At 60.9% G+C, this 19,260-nt stretch carries 20 protein-coding genes; 11 read left to right on the top strand and 9 right to left on the bottom strand.

The annotated features are described in order from the left end of the window. The first annotated feature begins 130 nt into the window (after positions 1-130). From TU75_RS04750 to TU75_RS04705, 10 genes are all read left to right on the top strand, one after another. On the top strand, positions 131-1,105 hold the full coding sequence (locus TU75_RS04750; protein WP_015371180.1) for a KpsF/GutQ family sugar-phosphate isomerase: 975 nt from the start codon (positions 131-133) through the stop codon (positions 1,103-1,105). After that, positions 1,106-1,630 (top strand): KdsC family phosphatase, encoded by a 525-nt coding sequence (locus TU75_RS04745; RefSeq protein WP_015371179.1) that lies wholly within the window; start codon positions 1,106-1,108, stop codon positions 1,628-1,630. 8 nt (positions 1,631-1,638) lie between these two features. Beyond that, complete coding sequence (lptC, locus tag TU75_RS04740; protein ID WP_004372088.1) at positions 1,639-2,211, top strand: LPS export ABC transporter periplasmic protein LptC; 573 nt, start codon at positions 1,639-1,641, stop codon at positions 2,209-2,211. Further along, positions 2,198-2,731: a lipopolysaccharide transport periplasmic protein LptA gene (lptA, locus tag TU75_RS04735; protein ID WP_032870591.1), complete on the top strand. Its 534-nt coding sequence runs from the start codon at positions 2,198-2,200 to the stop codon at positions 2,729-2,731. The genes lptC and lptA overlap by 14 nt, the downstream gene beginning before the upstream one ends. Continuing rightward, a complete protein-coding gene (lptB, locus tag TU75_RS04730) occupies positions 2,731-3,456 on the top strand; it encodes an LPS export ABC transporter ATP-binding protein (protein WP_004372092.1) in 726 nt (241 codons plus the stop codon). Before lptA ends, lptB begins: the two co-directional genes overlap by 1 nt. Before the next feature lie 184 nt (positions 3,457-3,640). Further along, positions 3,641-5,134, top strand: coding sequence for an RNA polymerase factor sigma-54 (locus tag TU75_RS04725; protein WP_015371176.1), 1,494 nt, complete (start codon positions 3,641-3,643; stop codon positions 5,132-5,134). Positions 5,135-5,210: 76 nt separating this feature from the next. Further along, positions 5,211-5,516, top strand: a complete 306-nt coding sequence (gene hpf / locus TU75_RS04720) for a ribosome hibernation-promoting factor, HPF/YfiA family (protein ID WP_003171804.1) — start codon at positions 5,211-5,213, stop codon at positions 5,514-5,516. 9 nt (positions 5,517-5,525) lie between these two features. Next, on the top strand, positions 5,526-5,981 hold the full coding sequence (gene ptsN, locus TU75_RS04715; protein WP_004372099.1) for a PTS IIA-like nitrogen regulatory protein PtsN: 456 nt from the start codon (positions 5,526-5,528) through the stop codon (positions 5,979-5,981). Positions 5,982-5,983: 2 nt separating this feature from the next. Further along, positions 5,984-6,841, top strand: a complete 858-nt coding sequence (gene rapZ, locus TU75_RS04710; RefSeq protein ID WP_004372101.1) for an RNase adapter RapZ — start codon at positions 5,984-5,986, stop codon at positions 6,839-6,841. Between the two features lie 16 nt (positions 6,842-6,857). After that, a complete protein-coding gene (locus tag TU75_RS04705; protein ID WP_004372103.1) occupies positions 6,858-7,130 on the top strand; it encodes an HPr family phosphocarrier protein in 273 nt (90 codons plus the stop codon). A gap of 26 nt (positions 7,131-7,156) precedes the next feature. On the opposite strand, the gene TU75_RS04700 is transcribed toward TU75_RS04705, so the two are convergent. The 6 genes from TU75_RS04700 to pmbA form a co-directional block, all read right to left on the bottom strand. Beyond that, the gene (locus tag TU75_RS04700) at positions 7,157-8,050 is read right to left on the bottom strand and encodes a ZIP family metal transporter (RefSeq protein ID WP_015371175.1); all 894 of its coding nucleotides are present in this window, start codon (positions 8,048-8,050) and stop codon (positions 7,157-7,159) included. A 33-nt stretch (positions 8,051-8,083) separates the two neighbouring features. Then, positions 8,084-8,695, bottom strand: coding sequence for a superoxide dismutase (locus TU75_RS04695; protein ID WP_004372107.1), 612 nt, complete (start codon positions 8,693-8,695; stop codon positions 8,084-8,086). A 1-nt stretch (position 8,696) separates the two neighbouring features. Further along, complete coding sequence (locus TU75_RS04690) at positions 8,697-9,125, bottom strand: DUF2753 family protein (protein WP_060548329.1); 429 nt, start codon at positions 9,123-9,125, stop codon at positions 8,697-8,699. A gap of 27 nt (positions 9,126-9,152) precedes the next feature. After that, a complete protein-coding gene (locus TU75_RS04685) occupies positions 9,153-10,529 on the bottom strand; it encodes a class II fumarate hydratase (RefSeq protein WP_060548328.1) in 1,377 nt (458 codons plus the stop codon). Continuing rightward, entirely contained in the window at positions 10,522-10,917 is a 396-nt protein-coding gene (locus TU75_RS04680) for a hypothetical protein (protein ID WP_060548327.1), read from the bottom strand. Before TU75_RS04680 ends, TU75_RS04685 begins: the two co-directional genes overlap by 8 nt. Positions 10,918-11,066: 149 nt before the next feature. After that, the gene (gene pmbA / locus TU75_RS04675) at positions 11,067-12,413 is read right to left on the bottom strand and encodes a metalloprotease PmbA (RefSeq protein WP_060548326.1); all 1,347 of its coding nucleotides are present in this window, start codon (positions 12,411-12,413) and stop codon (positions 11,067-11,069) included. 108 nt (positions 12,414-12,521) lie between these two features. Here pmbA and yjgA point away from each other — a divergent pair, with 108 nt between their 5' ends. Next, the gene (gene yjgA / locus TU75_RS04670; protein ID WP_004372117.1) at positions 12,522-13,043 is read left to right on the top strand and encodes a ribosome biogenesis factor YjgA; all 522 of its coding nucleotides are present in this window, start codon (positions 12,522-12,524) and stop codon (positions 13,041-13,043) included. 45 nt (positions 13,044-13,088) lie between these two features. Here the strand turns inward: yjgA and tldD are convergent, their stop codons facing one another. Genes tldD through TU75_RS04655 form a run of 3 tightly spaced genes read right to left on the bottom strand, consistent with a single transcriptional unit; the run spans position 13,089 to position 19,258 of the window. Beyond that, entirely contained in the window at positions 13,089-14,531 is a 1,443-nt protein-coding gene (gene tldD, locus TU75_RS04665) for a metalloprotease TldD (RefSeq protein ID WP_004372119.1), read from the bottom strand. Positions 14,532-14,547: 16 nt separating this feature from the next. Next, the gene (locus tag TU75_RS04660) at positions 14,548-15,396 is read right to left on the bottom strand and encodes a carbon-nitrogen hydrolase family protein (protein ID WP_060548325.1); all 849 of its coding nucleotides are present in this window, start codon (positions 15,394-15,396) and stop codon (positions 14,548-14,550) included. 46 nt (positions 15,397-15,442) lie between these two features. Next, a complete protein-coding gene (locus TU75_RS04655) occupies positions 15,443-19,258 on the bottom strand; it encodes a YhdP family protein (protein WP_060548324.1) in 3,816 nt (1,271 codons plus the stop codon). Between the last annotated feature and the right edge of the window lie 2 nt (positions 19,259-19,260).

Genomic DNA, 19,260 nt, shown 5'->3' with positions numbered 1-19,260 from the left:
GAAAAAAACGCGAGGTATGTAACTGAGTGTAAATTTGAGCCCATCGAATAAAGCCTGACGAACTAGCGTGAGGGAATTGTTCATTACCGCTATAATCGCCGACTTTTCGTCAGGCTATACGACTTCAGACATGAGCCAATCCAGCGACCTCATTCAATCCGCACAACGTACGATCCGCCTGGAGCTTGAGGCCGTAGAAGGCCTGCTGGCCCATATCGACGCGGATTTCGTACGCGCCTGCGAGCTGATTCTGGCCAGCAAGGGCCGCGTTGTGGTGGTCGGCATGGGCAAATCCGGCCACGTTGGCAATAAAATTGCCGCCACCCTGGCAAGCACCGGCACCACTGCGTTTTTCGTGCACCCGGCTGAAGCCAGTCATGGCGATATGGGCATGATCACCCGCGACGACGTGATCCTGGCCCTGTCCAACTCTGGCACCACCAACGAAATCGTGACCCTGCTGCCGCTGATCAAACGCCTGGGCATCCAGATGATCAGCATCACCGGCAACCCGGAGTCGACACTGGCCAAGGCTGCCGAAGTCAATCTGAACGTACACGTGACCCACGAGGCCTGCCCGCTCAACCTGGCGCCGACGTCTTCCACCACCGCCACCCTGGTGATGGGCGACGCGCTCGCCGTGGCGCTGCTCGAAGCGCGCGGGTTCACCGCCGAGGACTTTGCATTTTCCCACCCCGGTGGCGCCCTGGGCCGCCGTCTGCTGCTCAAGGTGGAAAATGTGATGCATTCCGGGGATGAATTGCCCCACGTCCAACGCGGCACGCTGCTAAAAGATGCGCTGATGGAAATGACGCGCAAGGGCTTGGGCATGACCGTTATTCTTGAAGCGGACGGGCGACTGGCCGGCGTGTTCACTGACGGCGACCTGCGCCGCACCCTGGACCGCACCATTGATATCCACACGGCCACCATTGACGACGTGATGACACCCCACGGCAAGACGGCACGCCCCGAGATGCTGGCAGCCGAAGCGCTGAAGATCATGGAAGACCACAAGATCGGCGCGCTGGTGGTGGTCAATGCCGACGACCGCCCGATTGGCGCCCTGAACATGCACGACTTGCTGCGTGCGGGAGTGATGTAAATGAGCGACGACCTGCTGCAACGCGGCAAGCACATCAAACTGGCGATTTTCGACGTAGACGGCGTGCTGACCGACGGCCGCCTGTACTTTCTCGAAGACGGCAGCGAATTCAAGACGTTCAACACCCTCGACGGCCAGGGCATCAAGATGTTGATGGCCGCAGGCGTGCAAACGGCCATTATCAGTGGTCGAAAAACACCGGTTGTGGAACGCCGCGCACAAAACCTGGGGATTCCTCACCTGTATCAGGGCCGTGAGGATAAACTGGTGGTGCTCGACGAGCTTCTTGGCCAACTCAACCTAAGCTATGAGCAGGTCGCCTACCTGGGTGATGACTTGCCGGACCTGCCGGTGATTCGCCGGGTGGGTCTGGGCATGGCTGTCGCCAATGCTGCCGCGTTCGTGCGTGAACACGCCCATGGCATCACGACCGCACGCGGCGGTGAAGGCGCCGCCCGCGAGTTCTGCGAGTTGATCCTGCGTGCCCAGGGCCGCCTTGAAGCGGCCCACGCCGCCTACCTATAGAGCGTTTTATGCTGAGCAAAAAGATTCGCAACTTCCTGTTATTCGGGGTCATTGCCGCGCTGTTTCTCGCGGTAGGCTACTGGAATATCAGCCCGGAGCGCTTTCTCGACCAGCCTGTTGCGCAGGTTGACGAAGGGGTTATCGACTATTACGCCACCAACGCCTACAGCGTGCAGTTCCTGCCCGATGGCAAGGTGCAATACGAGATGACATCGGACAAGGTCGAGCATTTGAAGGCTTCCGAAGTCACCCTGCTGACCAACCCGGACCTGAATTTGTACCGTGGCACCGAGTTCCCGTGGCACGTGACCAGCAAGCGTGGCGAGGTCAACCCGGACGGCACCGAGGTGGAATTGATCGACTCGGTGCGCGTCGCACGTACTGACGCACAGAACCGCGACACCATCATTACCAGCAGTCGCATGACCGTATTCCCACAAAGGCAATATGCGCAGACCGAGCAAGACGTTAGAATCGACGGCGCTGGCGGTGTATCGACTGGCAAGGGAATGAAAGCGTATTTGAAAGAAAGCAGGATACACCTGCTATCGAACGTAAGAGGACAGTATGAGGCTCGTTAAAACTCTCCCTATTTTGCTCGGTCTGGGCGCAGCACTGGGAAGCGTGAGCGCCTGGGCTCTGCCGAACGATAGCCAGCAACCGATCCATATTTCGGCTGACGATGCTCAGCTCGATGACAAGCAAGGCGTCGCGACCTACACCGGCGGCGTCATCATCACCCAGGGCTCGATGAAGATCACCGGCAACACGGTGACCCTCACGCGCACCCCGGCTGGCGACATCGACGTGGTGACGTCGGTGGGCAACCTGGCCTACTTCGAACAGAAGCAGGCCCCTGCCGATACCGGCCCGATGAAGGGCTACGGCAAGACCATCCAGTATCACGCCCAGCAGAATCGCATTGTGCTGATCGACCAGGCCAAGGTGCTGAGCCCCGACGGCAACTCCACGGAAGGTGAAAAAATCACCTATGACACCGTGAAGCAGATCGCCAACGCCGGCCGCGCCAATGGCTCCAAGGTCACTGCACCGCGTCCGCGTATCGACATGGTTATCCAGCCGAAGAAGAAGGCCGAGTAATGGCAACCCTGAAAGCCCAGCATCTGGCCAAGGCCTACAAAAGCCGTCAGGTCGTGCGCGACGTCAGCCTGTCGATCGACAGCGGCCAGATCGTCGGCTTGCTCGGCCCCAACGGCGCCGGCAAGACCACCTGCTTCTATATGATCGTGGGTTTGGTCCAGGCCGACCAGGGCCGCGTGCTGATCGACGACCTCGATGTCAGCCACCAACCCATGCACGGTCGTGCACGCGCCGGTATCGGTTATCTGCCACAGGAAGCGTCGATCTTCCGCAAACTGTCGGTGGCCGACAACATCATGGCGATCCTCGAGACCCGCAAGGAACTCGACCGCGACGGCCGCCGTCAGGAGCTCGAAAGCCTGCTGCAGGAATTTCACATCAACCACATTCGCGACAACCTCGGCATGAGCCTGTCCGGTGGCGAGCGTCGCCGCGTGGAAATCGCCCGCGCACTGGCCACTGCGCCCAAGTTCATCCTGCTGGACGAACCGTTTGCCGGCGTCGACCCGATCTCGGTCGGCGATATCAAGCAGATCATCCATCATCTGAAGGCCAAGGGCATCGGTGTGCTGATCACTGACCACAACGTCCGTGAGACCCTCGATATTTGCGAAACCGCCTATATCGTCAACGATGGCCAACTGATCGCCGAAGGCGATTCGGCGACTATCCTGGCCAACGAACTGGTCAAGGAAGTGTACCTGGGTCACGAGTTCCGCCTGTAGACACGGTGGTATCCGGGCGTTCGCCAACGAGCGCGCGAGTCAATGAAGACCTCGGTATTTTTATTGTCATCGCGCTCTAGGCAAAGCACCCGATATCAGGCATATAATTTGCTTATGTTTGGCGCTCGCGCGCCCTGTCGTGGATGGCGCATTGCGCCGGCGAATAAGGTGTTAAGCCCCTGCCATGAAACCATCGCTAGTCCTGAGAATGGGCCAGCAGCTGACGATGACACCGCAGCTGCAACAGGCCATCCGCCTGCTCCAATTGTCGACCCTGGACCTGCAACAGGAAATCCAGGAGGCTCTGGAGTCCAATCCGATGCTCGAACGCCAGGAAGAAGGCGACGACTTCGATAATGCAGACCCACTGGCCGACAACATCGAGCAAAAACCCAACCCGGACGTGCAGGAAACCTCCTATCAGGAAACCGCACCCACGGTGGACAACCTCGAGGAAGGCGACTGGAACGAACGCATTCCCAACGAACTGCCCGTGGACACTGCCTGGGAAGACGTCTATCAGACCAGCGCGAGCAGCCTGCCCAGCAATGACGATGACGAGTGGGACTTCACCACCCGCACGTCCGTGGGCGAAAGCCTGCAGAGCCACTTGCTGTGGCAATTGAACCTGGCGCCGATGTCCGACACCGATCGCCTGATCGCCGTCACCCTGATCGACTGCATCAACAACCAGGGCTATCTGGACGAGACGCTCGACGAAATTCTGGAAGCCTTCGACCCGGAACTGGACATCGAGCTGGACGAAATCGAAGCCGTCCTGCATCGCATCCAGCAGTTCGAGCCCGCCGGCATTGGTGCGCGCAACCTCAGTGAATGCCTGCTGCTGCAATTGCGTCAATTGCCCGCCAAGACGCCATGGCTCACCGAAGCCCAGCGCCTTGTCACCGACTACATCGACTTGCTGGGCAGCCGTGACTACAGCCAGTTGATGCGTCGCATGAAGCTCAAGGAAGATGAGCTGCGCCAGGTCATCGAGCTGGTGCAGAGCCTCAACCCGCGTCCGGGCTCGCAGATCGAGTCCAGCGAAGCCGAATACGTGGTCCCCGACGTGATCGTCCGCAAGGACAACGAGCGTTGGCTGGTTGAGCTTAATCAGGAATCCGTGCCCCGGCTGCGGGTCAACCCGCAATACGCCGGCTTTGTACGCCGCGCCGACACCAGCGCCGACAACACCTTCATGCGCAACCAGTTGCAGGAAGCCCGCTGGTTCATCAAGAGCCTGCAAAGCCGCAACGAAACCCTGATGAAAGTCGCCACCCAGATCGTCGAACACCAGCGCGGCTTCCTGGAGTACGGCGACGAGGCGATGAAGCCGCTGGTATTGCACGATATCGCTGAAGCGGTGGGCATGCACGAATCGACGATTTCACGAGTGACCACCCAGAAATTCATGCATACCCCGCGGGGTATATATGAGCTGAAATACTTTTTCTCCAGCCACGTCAGCACCTCCGAAGGCGGCGAATGCTCGTCCACGGCAATTCGCGCGATCATCAAAAAACTGGTTGCTGCGGAAAATCAGAAAAAGCCATTGAGTGACAGTAAGATCGCTGGTTTACTGGAAGCACAAGGCATTCAGGTCGCCCGTCGAACCGTCGCCAAGTATCGCGAATCCCTTGGGATTGCGCCTTCCAGCGAGCGTAAGCGTTTGATGTGACGGGCGAGCCACAGCGTTCCAGTGGCAGGCGCTTTTCGCCTGTCGCTTTATGCACTGGCAACGAAGGAGAAGCTGTATGCAAGTCAACATCAGTGGACACCAGCTGGAAGTCACCAAGCCCCTGCGTGAATACACCGAGAGCAAGCTGAACAAGCTTGCGGGGCATTTCGACAAGATTACCAACGTGCAGGTCATCATGGAGGTCGACAAGCTCAAGCAGAAAATCGAAGCCACCCTGCACGTACCGAATGCCAAGCTCGTCGCCAATGCGGAACACGAAGACATGTACGCGGCGATTGACTCGCTCTACGACAAGCTCGACCGCCAACTCATAAAGCATAAGGAAAAGAATCTGCACCTGATGCAAGGTACAGGTCGTTAACGCCTCCCCATGATCCGACTTGAAACCATCCTGACCCCCGGCCGTTCCCTGGTGAACGCGCCGGGTGGCAGCAAGAAAAAAGCCCTCGAACACATTGCCAACCTGATCAGCCGTGAAGTGCCCGAGCTGGATGAGCAGGTCGTGTTCAAGGCCCTGATCGACCGTGAAAAGCTGGGGTCCACCGGCTTTGGCAACGGCATCGCCATCCCTCACTGCCGACTCAAAGGCTGCGACACCCCCGTCAGCGCCTTGCTGCACCTGGAAAGACCCATCGATTTCGACGCCATCGACGGTGCCCCGGTCGACCTGCTCTTCGTTTTGCTGGTCCCGGAAGCGGCCACCGATGCTCACCTGGAACTGCTTCGGCAGATCGCCAGTATGCTCGACCGCAAGGAAGTACGTCATAAACTGCGCAACGCCAGCAGCAATGAGGCGTTGTATCAGGTTGTGCTGGACGAGCAATAACCATGCGCCTGATCATTGTCAGTGGCCGCTCCGGCTCGGGTAAGAGCACCGCACTCAACGTGCTTGAGGACAGCGGCTTTTATTGCATCGATAATTTGCCCGCCGGGCTGCTGCCGGAACTGGCCGAACGCGCGCTCATCCACACCGAACTGGCGCAACCTCTGGTCGCCGTCTCGATTGACGCCCGCAACCTGCCCAGCCACCTTTCGCGCTTCCCCGAACTGCTCGAAGAGGTGCGCGGCAAGCATATTCATTGTGACGTGCTGTACCTGGACGCGGACGAAGAGACGCTGCTCAAGCGCTTCTCCGAAACCCGCCGGCGCCACCCGCTGAGCAGCCCGAACCGTTCGCTGGCCGAAGCCATAGAGGACGAAACCAAGCTGCTGGGACCAATCATTGATCTGGCCGACCTGAAGATCAACACCACCAATCTGAACCTGTACCAGCTGCGCGACGCGATCAAGCTGCGCCTGCTCAATCAGCCTGAGCCTGGTACGGCCTTTTTGGTCGAGTCATTTGGCTTCAAGCGCGGCATGCCGGTGGATGCCGACCTGGTGTTCGATGTGCGCTGCCTGCCCAACCCTTACTGGAAGCCGGAGCTACGTGAACAATCCGGGCTGGATCAGCCAGTGATCGATTACCTGGCCGCCCAACCGGATGTGGAAGATATGTTCCAGGACATCTCCACCTACCTGCTCAAATGGCTGCCGCGCTTTGCCGCGAGTAATCGCGCTTATGTCACCATTGCCATTGGCTGCACCGGCGGCCATCACCGCTCTGTCTACCTGACCGAACGCCTCGGCCAGGTGCTGCAGCAAACCCTCAAGAACGTTCAGGTCCGCCACCGCGACCTAAGCTGAAAGGAACACCTGCGCGATGCCCGCTCTGGAAATTGAAATTATCAACAAGCTGGGCCTGCACGCCCGAGCTTCGGCAAAATTCGTCGGCGTTGCCGGGCAGTTTCCTTGCCAGATCCGCGCCGGGCGCACGCCGGAATCGATGGTCGACGGCAAAAGCATCATGGCAATGATGATGCTGGCTGCGGGCAAGGGCACCAAAATTCATCTGAACACCGAAGGTGAACAGGAGGATGAAGCAATGGCCGCACTGGTGGAGTTGATCAACAACAAGTTTGACGAAGGCGAATGACCCCAACGGGTGAGCAGGATCAGACCTTAACCCAGCGCAGTGTCCATCACCATCATCAAGCAGAACCCCAGGCACAATCCCAGACTGGCAAGCTTGTCGTGACCATTGCGCCGCGATTCCGGAATGACTTCGTGAGTCACCACCAGCAGCATCGCACCCGCAGCCAACGCCAGGCCCAGCGGCAACAGCACCTCGGCCAGGGTGACCAGCCAGGCACAGAGTACGGCGAACACCGGCTCCACCAGGCCTGAAGCGGCACCGATCAGAAATGCCTTGACCCGCGACATGCCTGCCCCCGCCAACACCAGCGCGATCACCAATCCTTCCGGTACATCCTGCAGCGCGATGCCCATCGCGAGGCTGTCGGCATCCGGCATGCCGCCACCGGCGGACACCCCCACGGCCATGCCTTCCGGAATGTTGTGGGCGATGATGGCAAATACAAACAACCAGATTCGAGGCGGAATGACCGGTTTATCCGGGGTGCCCACCAGCATCTCCGGGCTGGCACCGGAAACCTTGCGATCCACCAGATATAACCCGAATGCGCCCAGCATGATGCCGAAACTGATCAGGCCACCAGCGCCCCAGGGCGACAGCCCCAGGCTTTCGGCAGCGGAAATTCCCGGCACCACCAGCGAAAAGGCGGTCGCGGCCAGCATGACCCCCGCCCCGAAACCTAACAGCGTATCGCTCAAGGCCACCGGCATGCGCCGGATCACCAGTACGGGCACCGCGCCCAAGGCTGTGCCGAGCGCGCAGATCGCACCGCCCTGCAAGGCCCTCAGGATGCGCGGCTCCAGGTCCAGCCAGGCCAGGCCGTGGGCCACCAGCAATGCAGTTCCTGCCAGTAGCAGCAGCGAGCCAAACGCATAGCGAAACAATCGCACGCTGCTGATCGCCAGTGTTCCAGTACCCATAGTCGGCCTTAGGTCTTGTTGTGGAGATAAATGTCAGACCACAGCGGCCTGGTAGCGTGCAGAAACTTCAGGCCAGTTGATAACGCTGTAGAAGGCGTTGATGTACTCCGGGCGACGGTTCTGGTACAGCAGGTAATAAGCATGTTCCCAGACATCCAGACCCAGGATCGGGGTATTGCCGTTCATCAGAGGGCTGTCCTGGTTACCACTGCTTTCCACCACCAGGGTCTTTTGCGGAGTAACGCTCAGCCAGGCCCAACCGCTGCCGAAGCGGGTCAACGCCGCTTTGGTGAATGCGTCCTTGAAGCTGTCGAAGCCGCCCAATTGCTCATCGATCGCCTTGCCGAGTGCGCCTGCGGGCTTGCCGCCACCTTTGGGCGACATGACGGCCCAGAACAACGAGTGGTTGGCATGACCGCCGCCCTGATTGATCACCGCGGCGCGCAATTTCTCGGGCAACTGCTGGACACTGGACACCAGCTTTTCAATCGGCCAGTCGGCAAACTCAGTGCCCTCAACCGCAGCGTTCAGGTTGTTGATATAGGTCTGGTGGTGCTTGGTATAGTGGATTTCCATGGTTTGCGCATCGATGTGCGGCTCCAGGGCATCGTAAGCGTAGGGCAAGGCAGGCAAGGTATAGCTCATATCAATGTGCTCCGTATTGAGACGGGATCGGTTGCACCGCGGTACCGCCCAGCAGGCGGTGGGTGCGTGGGTATTCACCGTGATCGCTGATGAAATTCAGCAGTTCGACGTAGGTTTTGCTGCTTTGGCGCAACGCCGCCTCGCGCAATTGCGGTCGCAGACGCGGGTCCTGCATGGTCTGCAACAGGCGCTGGTGGACGGCACAGAGGTATTCAGCGCTTTCCTCAGGCTGGTTTAGCCGCAGGTGCAGGTCCGCCAGGTTGTGATGGGAAATGACGCAGGCGGCCACCGCTTCGTCGGCATCTGCCCAGCGTTCGAACAGCACTTGCGCCAGGGCCAGGGCTTGCAGGTAGGCCTCGCGAGCGTCCACCAGTTCACCTGCCATAAAACAGCGATTGGCCCGTTCGATCGTGCGTTTCCAGTGCTCCATGATGAGCCTCCAAAGCGGGGTCGGTGATTACACGCCGCCGGCCGTGAGTTTTTCCGGGTCCAGCAGGACCTCCAATTGGCTGCGCGGCAAGTCAGTGTGTTCAAGGGCGACATCGATCACCGGGCGACCTTGCTGATAGGCCTTCTTGGCAATTTCCGCCGCCTTCTGGTAACCAATGATCGGGTTGAGTGCGGTCACCAGGATCGGGTTGCGCGACAACGCTTCCTTGAGCCTGGCTTCGTTGACCTTGAAGCCGGCAATCGCCTTGTCTGCCAGCAGACGGCTGGAATTGCCCAGCAGCTCGAGGCTGCTGAGCAGGTTCTGGGCGATGATGGGCAGCATCACGTTGAGTTCGAAGTTGCCCGACTGGCCGGCGATGGTGATGACCGTGTCATTGCCGATCACCTGCGCGGCGACCATGGCCGTCGCCTCGGGGATCACCGGGTTGACCTTGCCGGGCATGATCGATGAGCCCGGCTGCAAGGCTTGCAATTCGATTTCGCCCAGGCCGGCCAATGGGCCGGAGTTCATCCAGCGCAGGTCATTGGCGATTTTCATCAGCGACACGGCTGTCGCCTTCAGTTGGCCCGACACGGCAACGGCGGTGTCCTGGGAGCCGATCAGCGCGAAAAGGTTCTTGCCGGGAGCGAACTTCACGCCGGTCAGGCTGCTCAGTTGCTGACTGAAGCGCACGGCGAATTCAGGATGTGCGTTGATGCCAGTGCCAACGGCAGTGCCGCCCTGGGCCAGGGCCTGCAGACTGGGCAGCAGGTCCTGCAGATGCCCGATATTGGCCTTGAGCTGCTGCGCCCAGCCATTGAGCACCTGGCTCATGCGTACCGGCATGGCGTCCATCAGGTGGGTGCGGCCGGTCTTGATGAACGGATGCACCTGCTCGGCTTTCTGCTCGATCACCTGCACCAGATGCAGCAGCGCCGGCAACGTTTGCTCATGCAGCACCATTGCCGCGCTGACATGGATAGTGGTGGGGATGATGTCGTTGCTGCTTTGACCGCAGTTGACATGATCATTGGGGTCGACCCTCTCACCCAGCAGACGGCTGGCGAGGGTGGCGATCACTTCGTTGGCGTTCATGTTGGAGCTGGTGCCGGACCCGGTCTGGAAGATATCCACCGGGAAGTGGCGCATGAAGTCGCCTTCGAGCAGACCCTGGGCGGCATCGACGATGGCCTTGCCCTGCCCTTCGCTGAGCTGTTTGAGCTCGACATTGGCTTTGGCGGCGGCCGCCTTGGCCAGAATCAGCGCGCGAATGAAGGTCGCCGGCATGCGCTGGTGGCTGATCGGGAAGTTGTCCACGGCGCGCTGGGTCTGGGCGCCATAGAGCGCTTCGGCCGGTACGTGCAGTTCGCCCATGCTGTCGCGTTCGATACGGGTGTTACTCATCGGAGGATCCTTGCGCCAGGTCAGAAACAGAAAGGGAGGGGCGCAATTGGCAGGTCGCCAATTGCCAGGCAAACGCCTGCCAGCGCTTGAGGCGACAGGCACAGCAGGAGAGTTTTTCCAGATCGCGCAGGGGGCGCCAGGCCTGGTCCAGGCACAGGGATCGCCAGTGCCACGGCAGGGCGATATCGCTGGCAGTGTCGATCAGCAAGCGGAATGAAGTTTCAGCGATTGTCCATGGGTGAGTCGCCGTACAGCACGCCAGGTATCGACCTTCGTTGAGGTAATGCTCGATCAGGCGCGGCTCGTTGGGATCGAGGCCGCAGCGAATCTGACGGCTCATCCAGCGCCAACTGTCGAGGTAGGGATCTTCATGCAGGACGGAGCTCATGATCCACACTCATTCGGTAATGATATTTATTATTAAATGATAATCATAATCAACGCAATGCCGGCAGAGTGACCCGCCGGCAATCCAGGCATAAAAAAAGCGCGCTATTCGTGTGAATAGCGCGCTTTTTTTTTGCGTTTGCGAGTAGGTCAGCTGCCCGCCACTGTCATCCGCTCAATCAATACCGAACCCGTTCGAATGTTGCTGCGCAGTTCCAGATCATTCCCGACCGCCACTATCTGCTTGAACATATCGCGCATGTTGCCGGCGATGGTGACTTCCTGGACGGCAAACTGAATCTCGCCGTTCTCTACCCAAAAACCTGCGGCACCGCGCGAGTAGTCGCCGGTCACCATGTTCAGGCCATGCCCCATCAATTCGGTCACCAGCAGGCCACGCCCCATGCGCCGCAACAGCGCCGCCTGGTCTTCATCGCCATGGCTCACGAAAAGGTTATGCACGCCGCCCGCGTTGGCGGTGCTGGGCAGGCCGAGCTTGCGAGCGGCGTAAGTGCCCAACACATAGGACACCAGCTCCCCCTGCTCGACGAACGGCTTGGCATAGGTGGCCAAGCCATCGCCATCGAACGATGAACTGCCCATGGCGCGCATCAGGTGTGGACGCTCATCGATGGTCATCCACTCCGGGAACAGCTTTTGACCGATGGCCCCCTCAAGGAACGAGGATTTGCGGTACAGGTTGCCGCCGGAAATTGCCCCCAGGAAACTACCGAACAGGCCCCCGGCCAGCTCTGCGGAAAACAGCACCGGCACTTCACAGGTTGGTACCGGCCGCGCACCCAGGCGGCTGGCAGCACGCTGTGCCGCCCGCTGGCCGATGCTGACCGGGTCGGCCAGCAACTCGCCCTGGCGGTTGACGTCGTACCAGTAATCACGCTGCATCTGGCCATTGGCTTCGGCAATCATGACGCAGCTCAGGCTATGGCGGGTGGACGCATAACCACCGATAAACCCATGGCTGTTGCCGTACACGCGGCAACCCTGGTGAGTGCTCAACGTGGTGCCATCGGCGTTCTTGATGCGTGTATCGGCGTCGAACGCCGCTGCCTCACACGTCAACGCCTGTTCGATGGCCTGCTCCGGGGTGATGTCCCAGGCGTGAAACAGGTCGAAATCTTGCACGTCCCTGGCCATCAGCGCCTTGTCGGCCAGGCCCGAGCTTTCATCCTCGGACGTGTGCCTGGCAATGGCCAGGGCGGCAGCGACGGTCTCGCGTATGGCGTCCGGGCCACTGGCCGAAGTGCTCGCCGAGCCTTTGCGCTGACCGACATACAGAGTGATGCCAAACCCCTGGTCACGGTTGAACTCGACGGTTTCCACTTCCCGCTGACGCACCGAAGTCGACAGCCCCTGCTCAAGCGACACCGCCACTTCACAGGCACCGGCCCCCTGGCGCTTGGCCTCGGCAAGGATCTGCTCGACTTGTTCCTGCAGTGCCGGTAACGCTTGCGGACCGACGCTTTGGGCTGCACTCATGGTTTTCTCCACTCAAAATCTGCTTTCGGTTAAGGCCATCGAGCGACCGGGCCGGACAAGCGGCCCCCGACTGGTTATCATGGCGGCGTTTCTTTGCGGACTGCCACCATGGTTGATTCTTACGACGACTCCCTCGATGGGGAGAAAAGCAAAACCCAGGTCAAACGCGAGCTGCATGCGCTGGTTGACCTCGGCGAGCGCCTTACAACGCTCAAAAAAGACTTGATTGCCAAACTGCCACTGACCGACGAAATGCGTCGGGCGCTGGCCGATGCGCCCAAGCACAGCGCGAATATCGCGCGTAAACGGCACATCATGTTTATCGGTAAATTGATGCGCGATCAGGATATTGACGCCATCCTGGCCCTGCTTGATCAAACCGATGCCTCCACTCGCCAGTACAACGAACGCTTCCACAACCTGGAACGTTGGCGTGACCGCCTGATCGCGGGCGATGACGCCGTGCTGGAGAAATTCGTGCTGGACTACCCGGACGCGGACCGCCAGCAACTGCGCTCCCTGATCCGTCAGGCCCAGCATGAGCAGGCGCACAACAAGGCGCCGGCCACCAGCCGTAAAATCTTCAAGTACATCCGTGAGCTGGACGAGACTCAACGCGGCCTGCGCTGATTCTCTTCCCCGGGTGGCGGTCTGCGCCACCCGAAGCTCCATCCCTTACGACCCCGTGCCACCCACGGTGATCGCATCAATCTTCAGCGTTGGCTGGCCGACACCCACCGGCACCGACTGCCCATCCTTGCCGCATGTGCCCACGCCGCTGTCCAGCGACAGGTCATTACCGACCATCGACACCTTGCTCATCGCTTCCGGACCGTTGCCAATCAAGGTCGCGCCTTTGACCGGTGCGGTAATTTTGCCGTCTTCGATCAGGTACGCCTCGCTGGTGGAGAACACGAACTTGCCACTGGTGATATCGACCTGGCCACCGCCCAGGTTGGCGCAATAGATCCCGCGCTTGACCGACGCAATGATCTCCGCCGGGTCGCTTTCGCCGCCGAGCATGTAGGTGTTGGTCATGCGCGGCATCGGCAGGTGCGCGTAGGACTCGCGACGACCGTTACCGGTACGCGCCACACCCATCAGGCGGGCATTGAGCTTGTCCTGCATGTAGCCCTTGAGCACGCCGTTTTCGATCAGGGTGGTGCACTCGGTCGGAGTGCCCTCATCGTCGACCGTCAACGAGCCACGACGACCGGCCAACGTGCCGTCATCGACAATGGTGCACAGCTTGGACGCAACCCTCTCGCCCATACGGCCGCTGTAGGCCGAACTGCCCTTGCGATTGAAGTCACCTTCCAGGCCATGGCCCACCGCTTCGTGAAGCAGCACGCCGGACCAACCGGAGCCCAACACCACCGGCAACGTGCCCGCCGGCGCCGGAATCGCTTCCAGATTGACCAGCGCCTGGCGCAACGCTTCACGGGCATACCCCATGGCGCGGTCGTCGGCGAGGAAATACCGGTAGTCGGTACGCCCGCCGCCGCCATGCCCACCGCGTTCGCGGCGGCCGTTCTGTTCGACGATCACACTGACATTGAAGCGCACCAGTGGGCGTACATCCGCTGCCAGGCTGCCGTCGGTGGAAGCCACGAGAATGCGCTCCCACACCCCGGCCATGCTCACGGTGACGCGCTGGATTCGCGGGTCCAGCGCACGGGTGGCGGCGTCGACGCGCTTGAGCAGCTCGACCTTTTCCGCACGACTGATCACCTCCAACGGGTTATCCGGGGCGTACAACTGGGCCACATCCTGGGTACTGAACGCCTGCACCGTGCCATTCTGGCCGGCACGGGAGATCGAACGCGCAGCGCGCGCGGCTTGGCCCAGCGCTTCCAGGGTGATCGCGTTGCTGTAGGCAAAGCCGGTCTTTTCGCCGGATTGCGCACGCACACCCACGCCTTGGTCGAGGTTGAAACTGCCCTCCTTGACGATGCCGTCTTCCAGCGACCAGGACTCGGAAATCTGCCCCTGGAAGTAAAGGTCGGCCGCATCGATGCCTGGCCCGGCCAGATCACCGAGCACGGTTTGCAAGCTTTCGATGGTCACGCCACCGGGTGCCAGGAGGTGTTCACTGACTGAGGACAACAACTCGCTCATAGGTTTGGCCTTAAATTCATCGTTCTGAGGCAGGTCGCTGCGCGCCCTGCGAGAAAAAGCGTCGGTGATTCACCACCGGCATGCGCGCCCGTATCGACGCCTGTTCAGTACTGTCGCGCGCGGCTATCAACACCGCTTCGCCTTGATCCTGTTGCGCCAGCACGCGACCCCAAGGGTCGACGATGGCAGCATGTCCATGAGTTTCCCTTGGGCCTGGGTGCACGCCACCCTGAGCCGCCGCCAACACATAGCACTGGGTTTCGATGGCCCGCGCCCGTATCAGCACGTCCCAATGCGCAGCGCCAGTAACCGCCGTAAAGGCCGAGGGCGCGCTGATCAGCTCAGCCCCCGCCGCACGCAACTCGCTGTACAACTCCGGGAAGCGCAGGTCGTAACACACCGTCAACCCCAATCGCCCGACGGGCGTGTCAGCCACTATGACATTGCTGCCAAAAGCATAGTCGTCGGATTCACGATAGCGACCCCGGGCATCCGCCACGTCGACGTCGAACAGGTGCAGTTTGTCGTAACGGGCAACCACCTCTCCACGATCATCAATCAGCAACGAGCACGCCGTGGACTTGGCATTCGGTTGATCCCTGGGCGGTAACGGCAATGTGCCGGCCACTATCCATAAGGTGAGGTCGCGGGCCGCCTGTTTCAACCACGGCAGGATGGGGCCTTCGCCCAAGGCTTCGGCGCGGCCGATATCGGCCGCATCGCGACGGCCCATGGCGGCGAAGTTTTCCGGCAACACCGCAAGCCGGGCACCGCCCTCGGCGGCCTGTTCCAGCAGGCGCCGGGCCTCGGCCAGGTTGGCCAGCACGTCGCTCTGGCTGACCATCTGAATTACCGCAAACGTCATGGCCAATACTCCACAGAAGAATAGCCACAGGCTACTCCATCAAGTCTCACTTGGCCTTTTCGAAAGGCTTGTCGAAGGTAATCTTCGGATCCTTCCACGGGCCCTGCACGGTGTATTGCACGCTGGCGAAGCGCGAAACGCGGTCACCGATCAGCTTGTCGATCAGAAACAGCGCGCCACCGATGGCCGGCGCGCCAACAATCAGTGCCGCAATCGGCAGGTTATTGGTCACCGGCAGGGTCACCAGCAGCTTGGCATCCACGCGGTCGGCCACCAGGTCCAGGGTGCCATTGAGCTCCAGGTTGGTCGAAGGCCCGGTCATGGTGATCGGCTCTCGCGTCACAAACACGCCATCGCTGGCCGCCAGCAAGCCTTTGACCCGGTCATAGCTCAAGCCCTTGCCGAGCAGGTCGGAGAAGTCCAGGCGCAGGCGACGGCCGATGGAGTTGAAATTGAGCAGGCCAAACACGCGCAACGCCTGGGCACCGCCCTCGACTTCGACAAACTGACCCTGGCGGAAATCGGCATCGAGCATCCCGGAGAACCGTTTGGGCCCGACCCACGCCGGCGAGCCCGGCCAGCGGCCGTCCACATCGAGGTGGAATTCCTGACTGGTCACGGTAGGCGCAAAGCCCCAGCCCTTAAGCACATCGGCGATGTTCTTGCCGTCCAGGCGCCCTTTGTACCAACTGCTGCTGTCGCCAGTCGTGCCTTCCCAACCGCCAGCGCCCTTGAGCTGCAAGCCCTTGAGGCCCAGGTCCAGGCTGTTGAAAGCCAGGCCCTTGGCCGTCGGCCGGATTTTCAGCGACCATGCACCCACCAGATCCGGGCCCTGGAACAGTTGGTCGATGTTGATATCCAGCGCCGGAATGTCCTTGGGATCGATGTCGGCCAGCGGGTCCGGCGCGTTTTCATCCGCCTGCACCGTCGGGTCAACCGCAGGCAGTTTCACGTACTGCAGGTTGATTGCAATGGGGGCGCCCTTGGCATCCGGCAGGTTCACCGAACCTTTGGCCTGCTGGCTGTCGAGCTGCAGGCCCCAGGCCGCAGGTTTGCGGTCCAGCAGCAGGCTGACCTGATCGAACTGCTTGCCAAAGCCGGTCAGCTTGCCGACCTTGAAATCCGCACCACTGAGCAGTTGCTTGGCGCTGCCACCCGGGTCGTTGCCGGCGTAGCGCCCAACCAGTTTTTTCCACGGATCGATATCCAGCTCCGACAACACACCGCGGATGCGCAGGCCCTTCGCGCCCGGCAGCACGGCATCGCCATCGCCAAGGAACAACTCGCCGCGCCCCTCATTGAAGTTGTCGGGCGGTGCGGCGAACGTGAAGTTCGCCAGCTCCCCGTAATCAAACCAGTAGCGCCGTTCAGCGCCCTGAAGGGTCATGCGGAACGTGCTGTCACGGCCCTGGCTCGCTGGCATGCCAAACGGCGCCGGCAGATCCACCGCCACGCCCTTGAGGTCGGAATTGACCATCAACTGACTGTCTGCCCCATTGAGGATCACTTGCAACTGGTAAGGGATATCACCGGACACCGGCAGCGGCTGGGTGACATTCAGCCAGTCAGTCAGCCGCTTGACCGTGACCTGACCCTTGGCCACCACACGAGTGCTGATGGCGCCCGGCCTGCCCTCGGCGAAGATCTGGGCGCTGATGGGCCGATCGAACGCCTGGGCGCTGATTTGATCGCCGCTCAACCCCTTGGCGCTGTCGAAGCGGAAATTCCCCTTCAGTTGGTTGAGGTCCAGGGTCGGGTCGGCTAATTGCAGGCGAGCCTTGTCGGTCTGGAAGTCCACCACGATCTTCGGCTCGGTGCCCTTGGCCAGCGGCACATCCAGGTCCAGCTTGCCTTGCAGGTCGCCCTCGCCTTTCCAGCCGGCAAAGGTCGACGCCGTACCAATCGGCGCCTCCTGCAGAATCTTCAGGCCATCGCCCAGGCCACCGGAAAAACCACCGGTCAGCAACAGGTGGCTGTCCTTGCCCGCAGGGGCGTGGGGAATATTGACGTAGACGTCCTTGACCTTTGTGTCGAGCAACTGGCCCTTGCTGGCCAGAATGCGCACGCCGCTTTCCTCGACAAATACTTCGCCGTTGACCTTGCTCACATGGGGCCAGCCCGGCTGGAATGCCAGCTCGGCGTCATGCACCTTGAAGAACAGGCTGATATTGCGCGACGCCGGCAGCGCGTTATGACTCAACGAACCCTGGTACTGGAAGAAGCCCTGGTCGACAGCGCCCTTGAGAATTGCCGTGCGCAGCCACTCATCCAGGGCCGGGCTCAGCACCGCCGGCAAGTACTTGGGCGTGAAGCGCCCATCGCCATCGACCATGCCCACCCGCAGGTCCATGTAGTCTTCCTGGCTGTGATCGAAATGCAGGCGAATCAGGAAGTCGGCGGCCACCTTGCCTTCTTCGCCCAGCACCTTGATATAGGGAGCGATCAGGGTGAAGCCTTGTTTATCCAGCTTCCAGGTCAGCCGAGCATTGGCCTGGATGTACTGCCAGGGCTTGGCGAAGATCGGGTCCAGGTGCAGGGAAAAATCCTTGCTGTCCATGCGCAACTCGCCCTGACCCAGGTCGCCACTGATGCTGCCGGACACATTACGGGCAGCCGGCGCACCGGAGTAGGCATCGAAACCCACGCGCTCAAGATTGGCGGCGAAACTGAGTTTCTGGTCGGTGCTGTCCTGGGGACGGAAATCCACCAGCACATTGCGCAACACGCCGGTGACCTTGAGATGTTCGATGGTTTTGGCGAAGCCTTCCGGCAGCGGCGCCAGGGCATTCAACAGGGGGGTAATCGGGGTCAGGTCCAGGCGATCGGCCTGCAACTTCCAGGTTTCCGGGCTCTTGTCGGTCGCCAGCGCCTGCTGCAATTGCAGGTGCGATTCCCAGCGGCTGTCGCCGAGGTTCATCGCCAGCGAATCAAACAGCACCTTAAGGCCCGTGTCGCTGCGCTGCAGGTACGCCGTAAGGGCAAAGTTCTCGATATGCACCGGCTTGCGCGCGGCATAGCTGCCTTTTATCTCAGGCGCGTTGAGGCGCGCAGCCGCGCTTTGCACGGCGCCCTTGGCCCAGGTCAGCCAGAGTTCTCCGCCGGCCTTGAGCTCTGTGAGTTTCCATTGCTGGGTGAGCCGGGCGGGAATCCACTTGGCCCAATCGCTCTGAGGCAGACTCAGGTAAGCCCGGACTTCGCCGTCCTGCCACTGGCTCGCGCGGATGCGCGTACGCAGGTTCAGGGCCAGCGGCTGACCATCGGGGAGGGTCATACGCGCATCCAGCCGCTGGCGATCGGTGCCGGTGTGCAGGCTAAGACCGACATAGGTGAGGGTCGCCGGCGCCTGATCGAAGGGTTGCAGGGTAACCTGACTGTCGAGCACCGACACGCGCTGGACCCGCTGCATGCGCTGGAGCAACTGCTGCGGGTCCAGCGGCTGGTCGTCCGGCAGCGGCAAGCCCTGCAGGGCCCAGTGGCCGTCCTTGTCTTCCTTGACGCTCAGTTGCAGGCCGCTGACTTCCAGATGCGCCAGACGCACTTCACGGGCGATCAGGCTGGCCCAGATATCCGGTACCACTTCGACCTGATCCAGGCGCAAGGCGCTGTTGCCCTCGCCGACCATCACATCGTGAGCCAGCAACACCGGGGCAAAGCCGCTCCAACGCCCTTCCAGGCTGCCAATACGCAGAGGCATGCCCACCGCCGCCTGGGCCTTGGCTTCGATTTCGGCGCGGTATTCGGCCACTAACGGAGTCAGTTCACGCCCCAGGCTCACGTACACCGCCGCCAATACCAGCAGCAGCGCACACAGGCCCAGGCCCCAGCGGGTCAAAGCGGCAAAAAAGCGTATCAGACGCTCCATGT

The sequence above is a fragment of the Pseudomonas poae genome (assembly GCF_001439785.1).
Classification (GTDB): Bacteria; Pseudomonadota; Gammaproteobacteria; order Pseudomonadales; family Pseudomonadaceae; genus Aquipseudomonas; species Aquipseudomonas poae.
Note: the sequence above shows the minus strand (reverse complement) of the source record. Positions and strands in the feature narration are given on the sequence as shown.

Excerpts from the sequence above, each read along its gene's own strand:
- TU75_RS04750 (WP_015371180.1), top strand. The coding sequence starts at position 131 with ATGAGCCAATCCAGCGACCTCATTCAATCCGCACAACGTACGATCCGC.
- TU75_RS04745 (WP_015371179.1), top strand. The coding sequence starts at position 1,106 with ATGAGCGACGACCTGCTGCAACGCGGCAAGCACATCAAACTGGCGATT.
- lptC (WP_004372088.1), top strand. The coding sequence starts at position 1,639 with ATGCTGAGCAAAAAGATTCGCAACTTCCTGTTATTCGGGGTCATTGCC.
- lptA (WP_032870591.1), top strand. The coding sequence starts at position 2,198 with ATGAGGCTCGTTAAAACTCTCCCTATTTTGCTCGGTCTGGGCGCAGCA.
- lptB (WP_004372092.1), top strand. The coding sequence starts at position 2,731 with ATGGCAACCCTGAAAGCCCAGCATCTGGCCAAGGCCTACAAAAGCCGT.
- TU75_RS04725 (WP_015371176.1), top strand. The coding sequence starts at position 3,641 with ATGAAACCATCGCTAGTCCTGAGAATGGGCCAGCAGCTGACGATGACA.
- hpf (WP_003171804.1), top strand. The coding sequence starts at position 5,211 with ATGCAAGTCAACATCAGTGGACACCAGCTGGAAGTCACCAAGCCCCTG.
- ptsN (WP_004372099.1), top strand. The coding sequence starts at position 5,526 with ATGATCCGACTTGAAACCATCCTGACCCCCGGCCGTTCCCTGGTGAAC.
- rapZ (WP_004372101.1), top strand. The coding sequence starts at position 5,984 with ATGCGCCTGATCATTGTCAGTGGCCGCTCCGGCTCGGGTAAGAGCACC.
- TU75_RS04705 (WP_004372103.1), top strand. The coding sequence starts at position 6,858 with ATGCCCGCTCTGGAAATTGAAATTATCAACAAGCTGGGCCTGCACGCC.
- TU75_RS04700 (WP_015371175.1), bottom strand. The coding sequence starts at position 8,050 with ATGGGTACTGGAACACTGGCGATCAGCAGCGTGCGATTGTTTCGCTAT.
- TU75_RS04695 (WP_004372107.1), bottom strand. The coding sequence starts at position 8,695 with ATGAGCTATACCTTGCCTGCCTTGCCCTACGCTTACGATGCCCTGGAG.
- TU75_RS04690 (WP_060548329.1), bottom strand. The coding sequence starts at position 9,125 with ATGGAGCACTGGAAACGCACGATCGAACGGGCCAATCGCTGTTTTATG.
- TU75_RS04685 (WP_060548328.1), bottom strand. The coding sequence starts at position 10,529 with ATGAGTAACACCCGTATCGAACGCGACAGCATGGGCGAACTGCACGTA.
- TU75_RS04680 (WP_060548327.1), bottom strand. The coding sequence starts at position 10,917 with ATGAGCTCCGTCCTGCATGAAGATCCCTACCTCGACAGTTGGCGCTGG.
- pmbA (WP_060548326.1), bottom strand. The coding sequence starts at position 12,413 with ATGAGTGCAGCCCAAAGCGTCGGTCCGCAAGCGTTACCGGCACTGCAG.
- yjgA (WP_004372117.1), top strand. The coding sequence starts at position 12,522 with ATGGTTGATTCTTACGACGACTCCCTCGATGGGGAGAAAAGCAAAACC.
- tldD (WP_004372119.1), bottom strand. The coding sequence starts at position 14,531 with ATGAGCGAGTTGTTGTCCTCAGTCAGTGAACACCTCCTGGCACCCGGT.
- TU75_RS04660 (WP_060548325.1), bottom strand. The coding sequence starts at position 15,396 with ATGACGTTTGCGGTAATTCAGATGGTCAGCCAGAGCGACGTGCTGGCC.
- TU75_RS04655 (WP_060548324.1), bottom strand. The coding sequence starts at position 19,258 with ATGGAGCGTCTGATACGCTTTTTTGCCGCTTTGACCCGCTGGGGCCTG.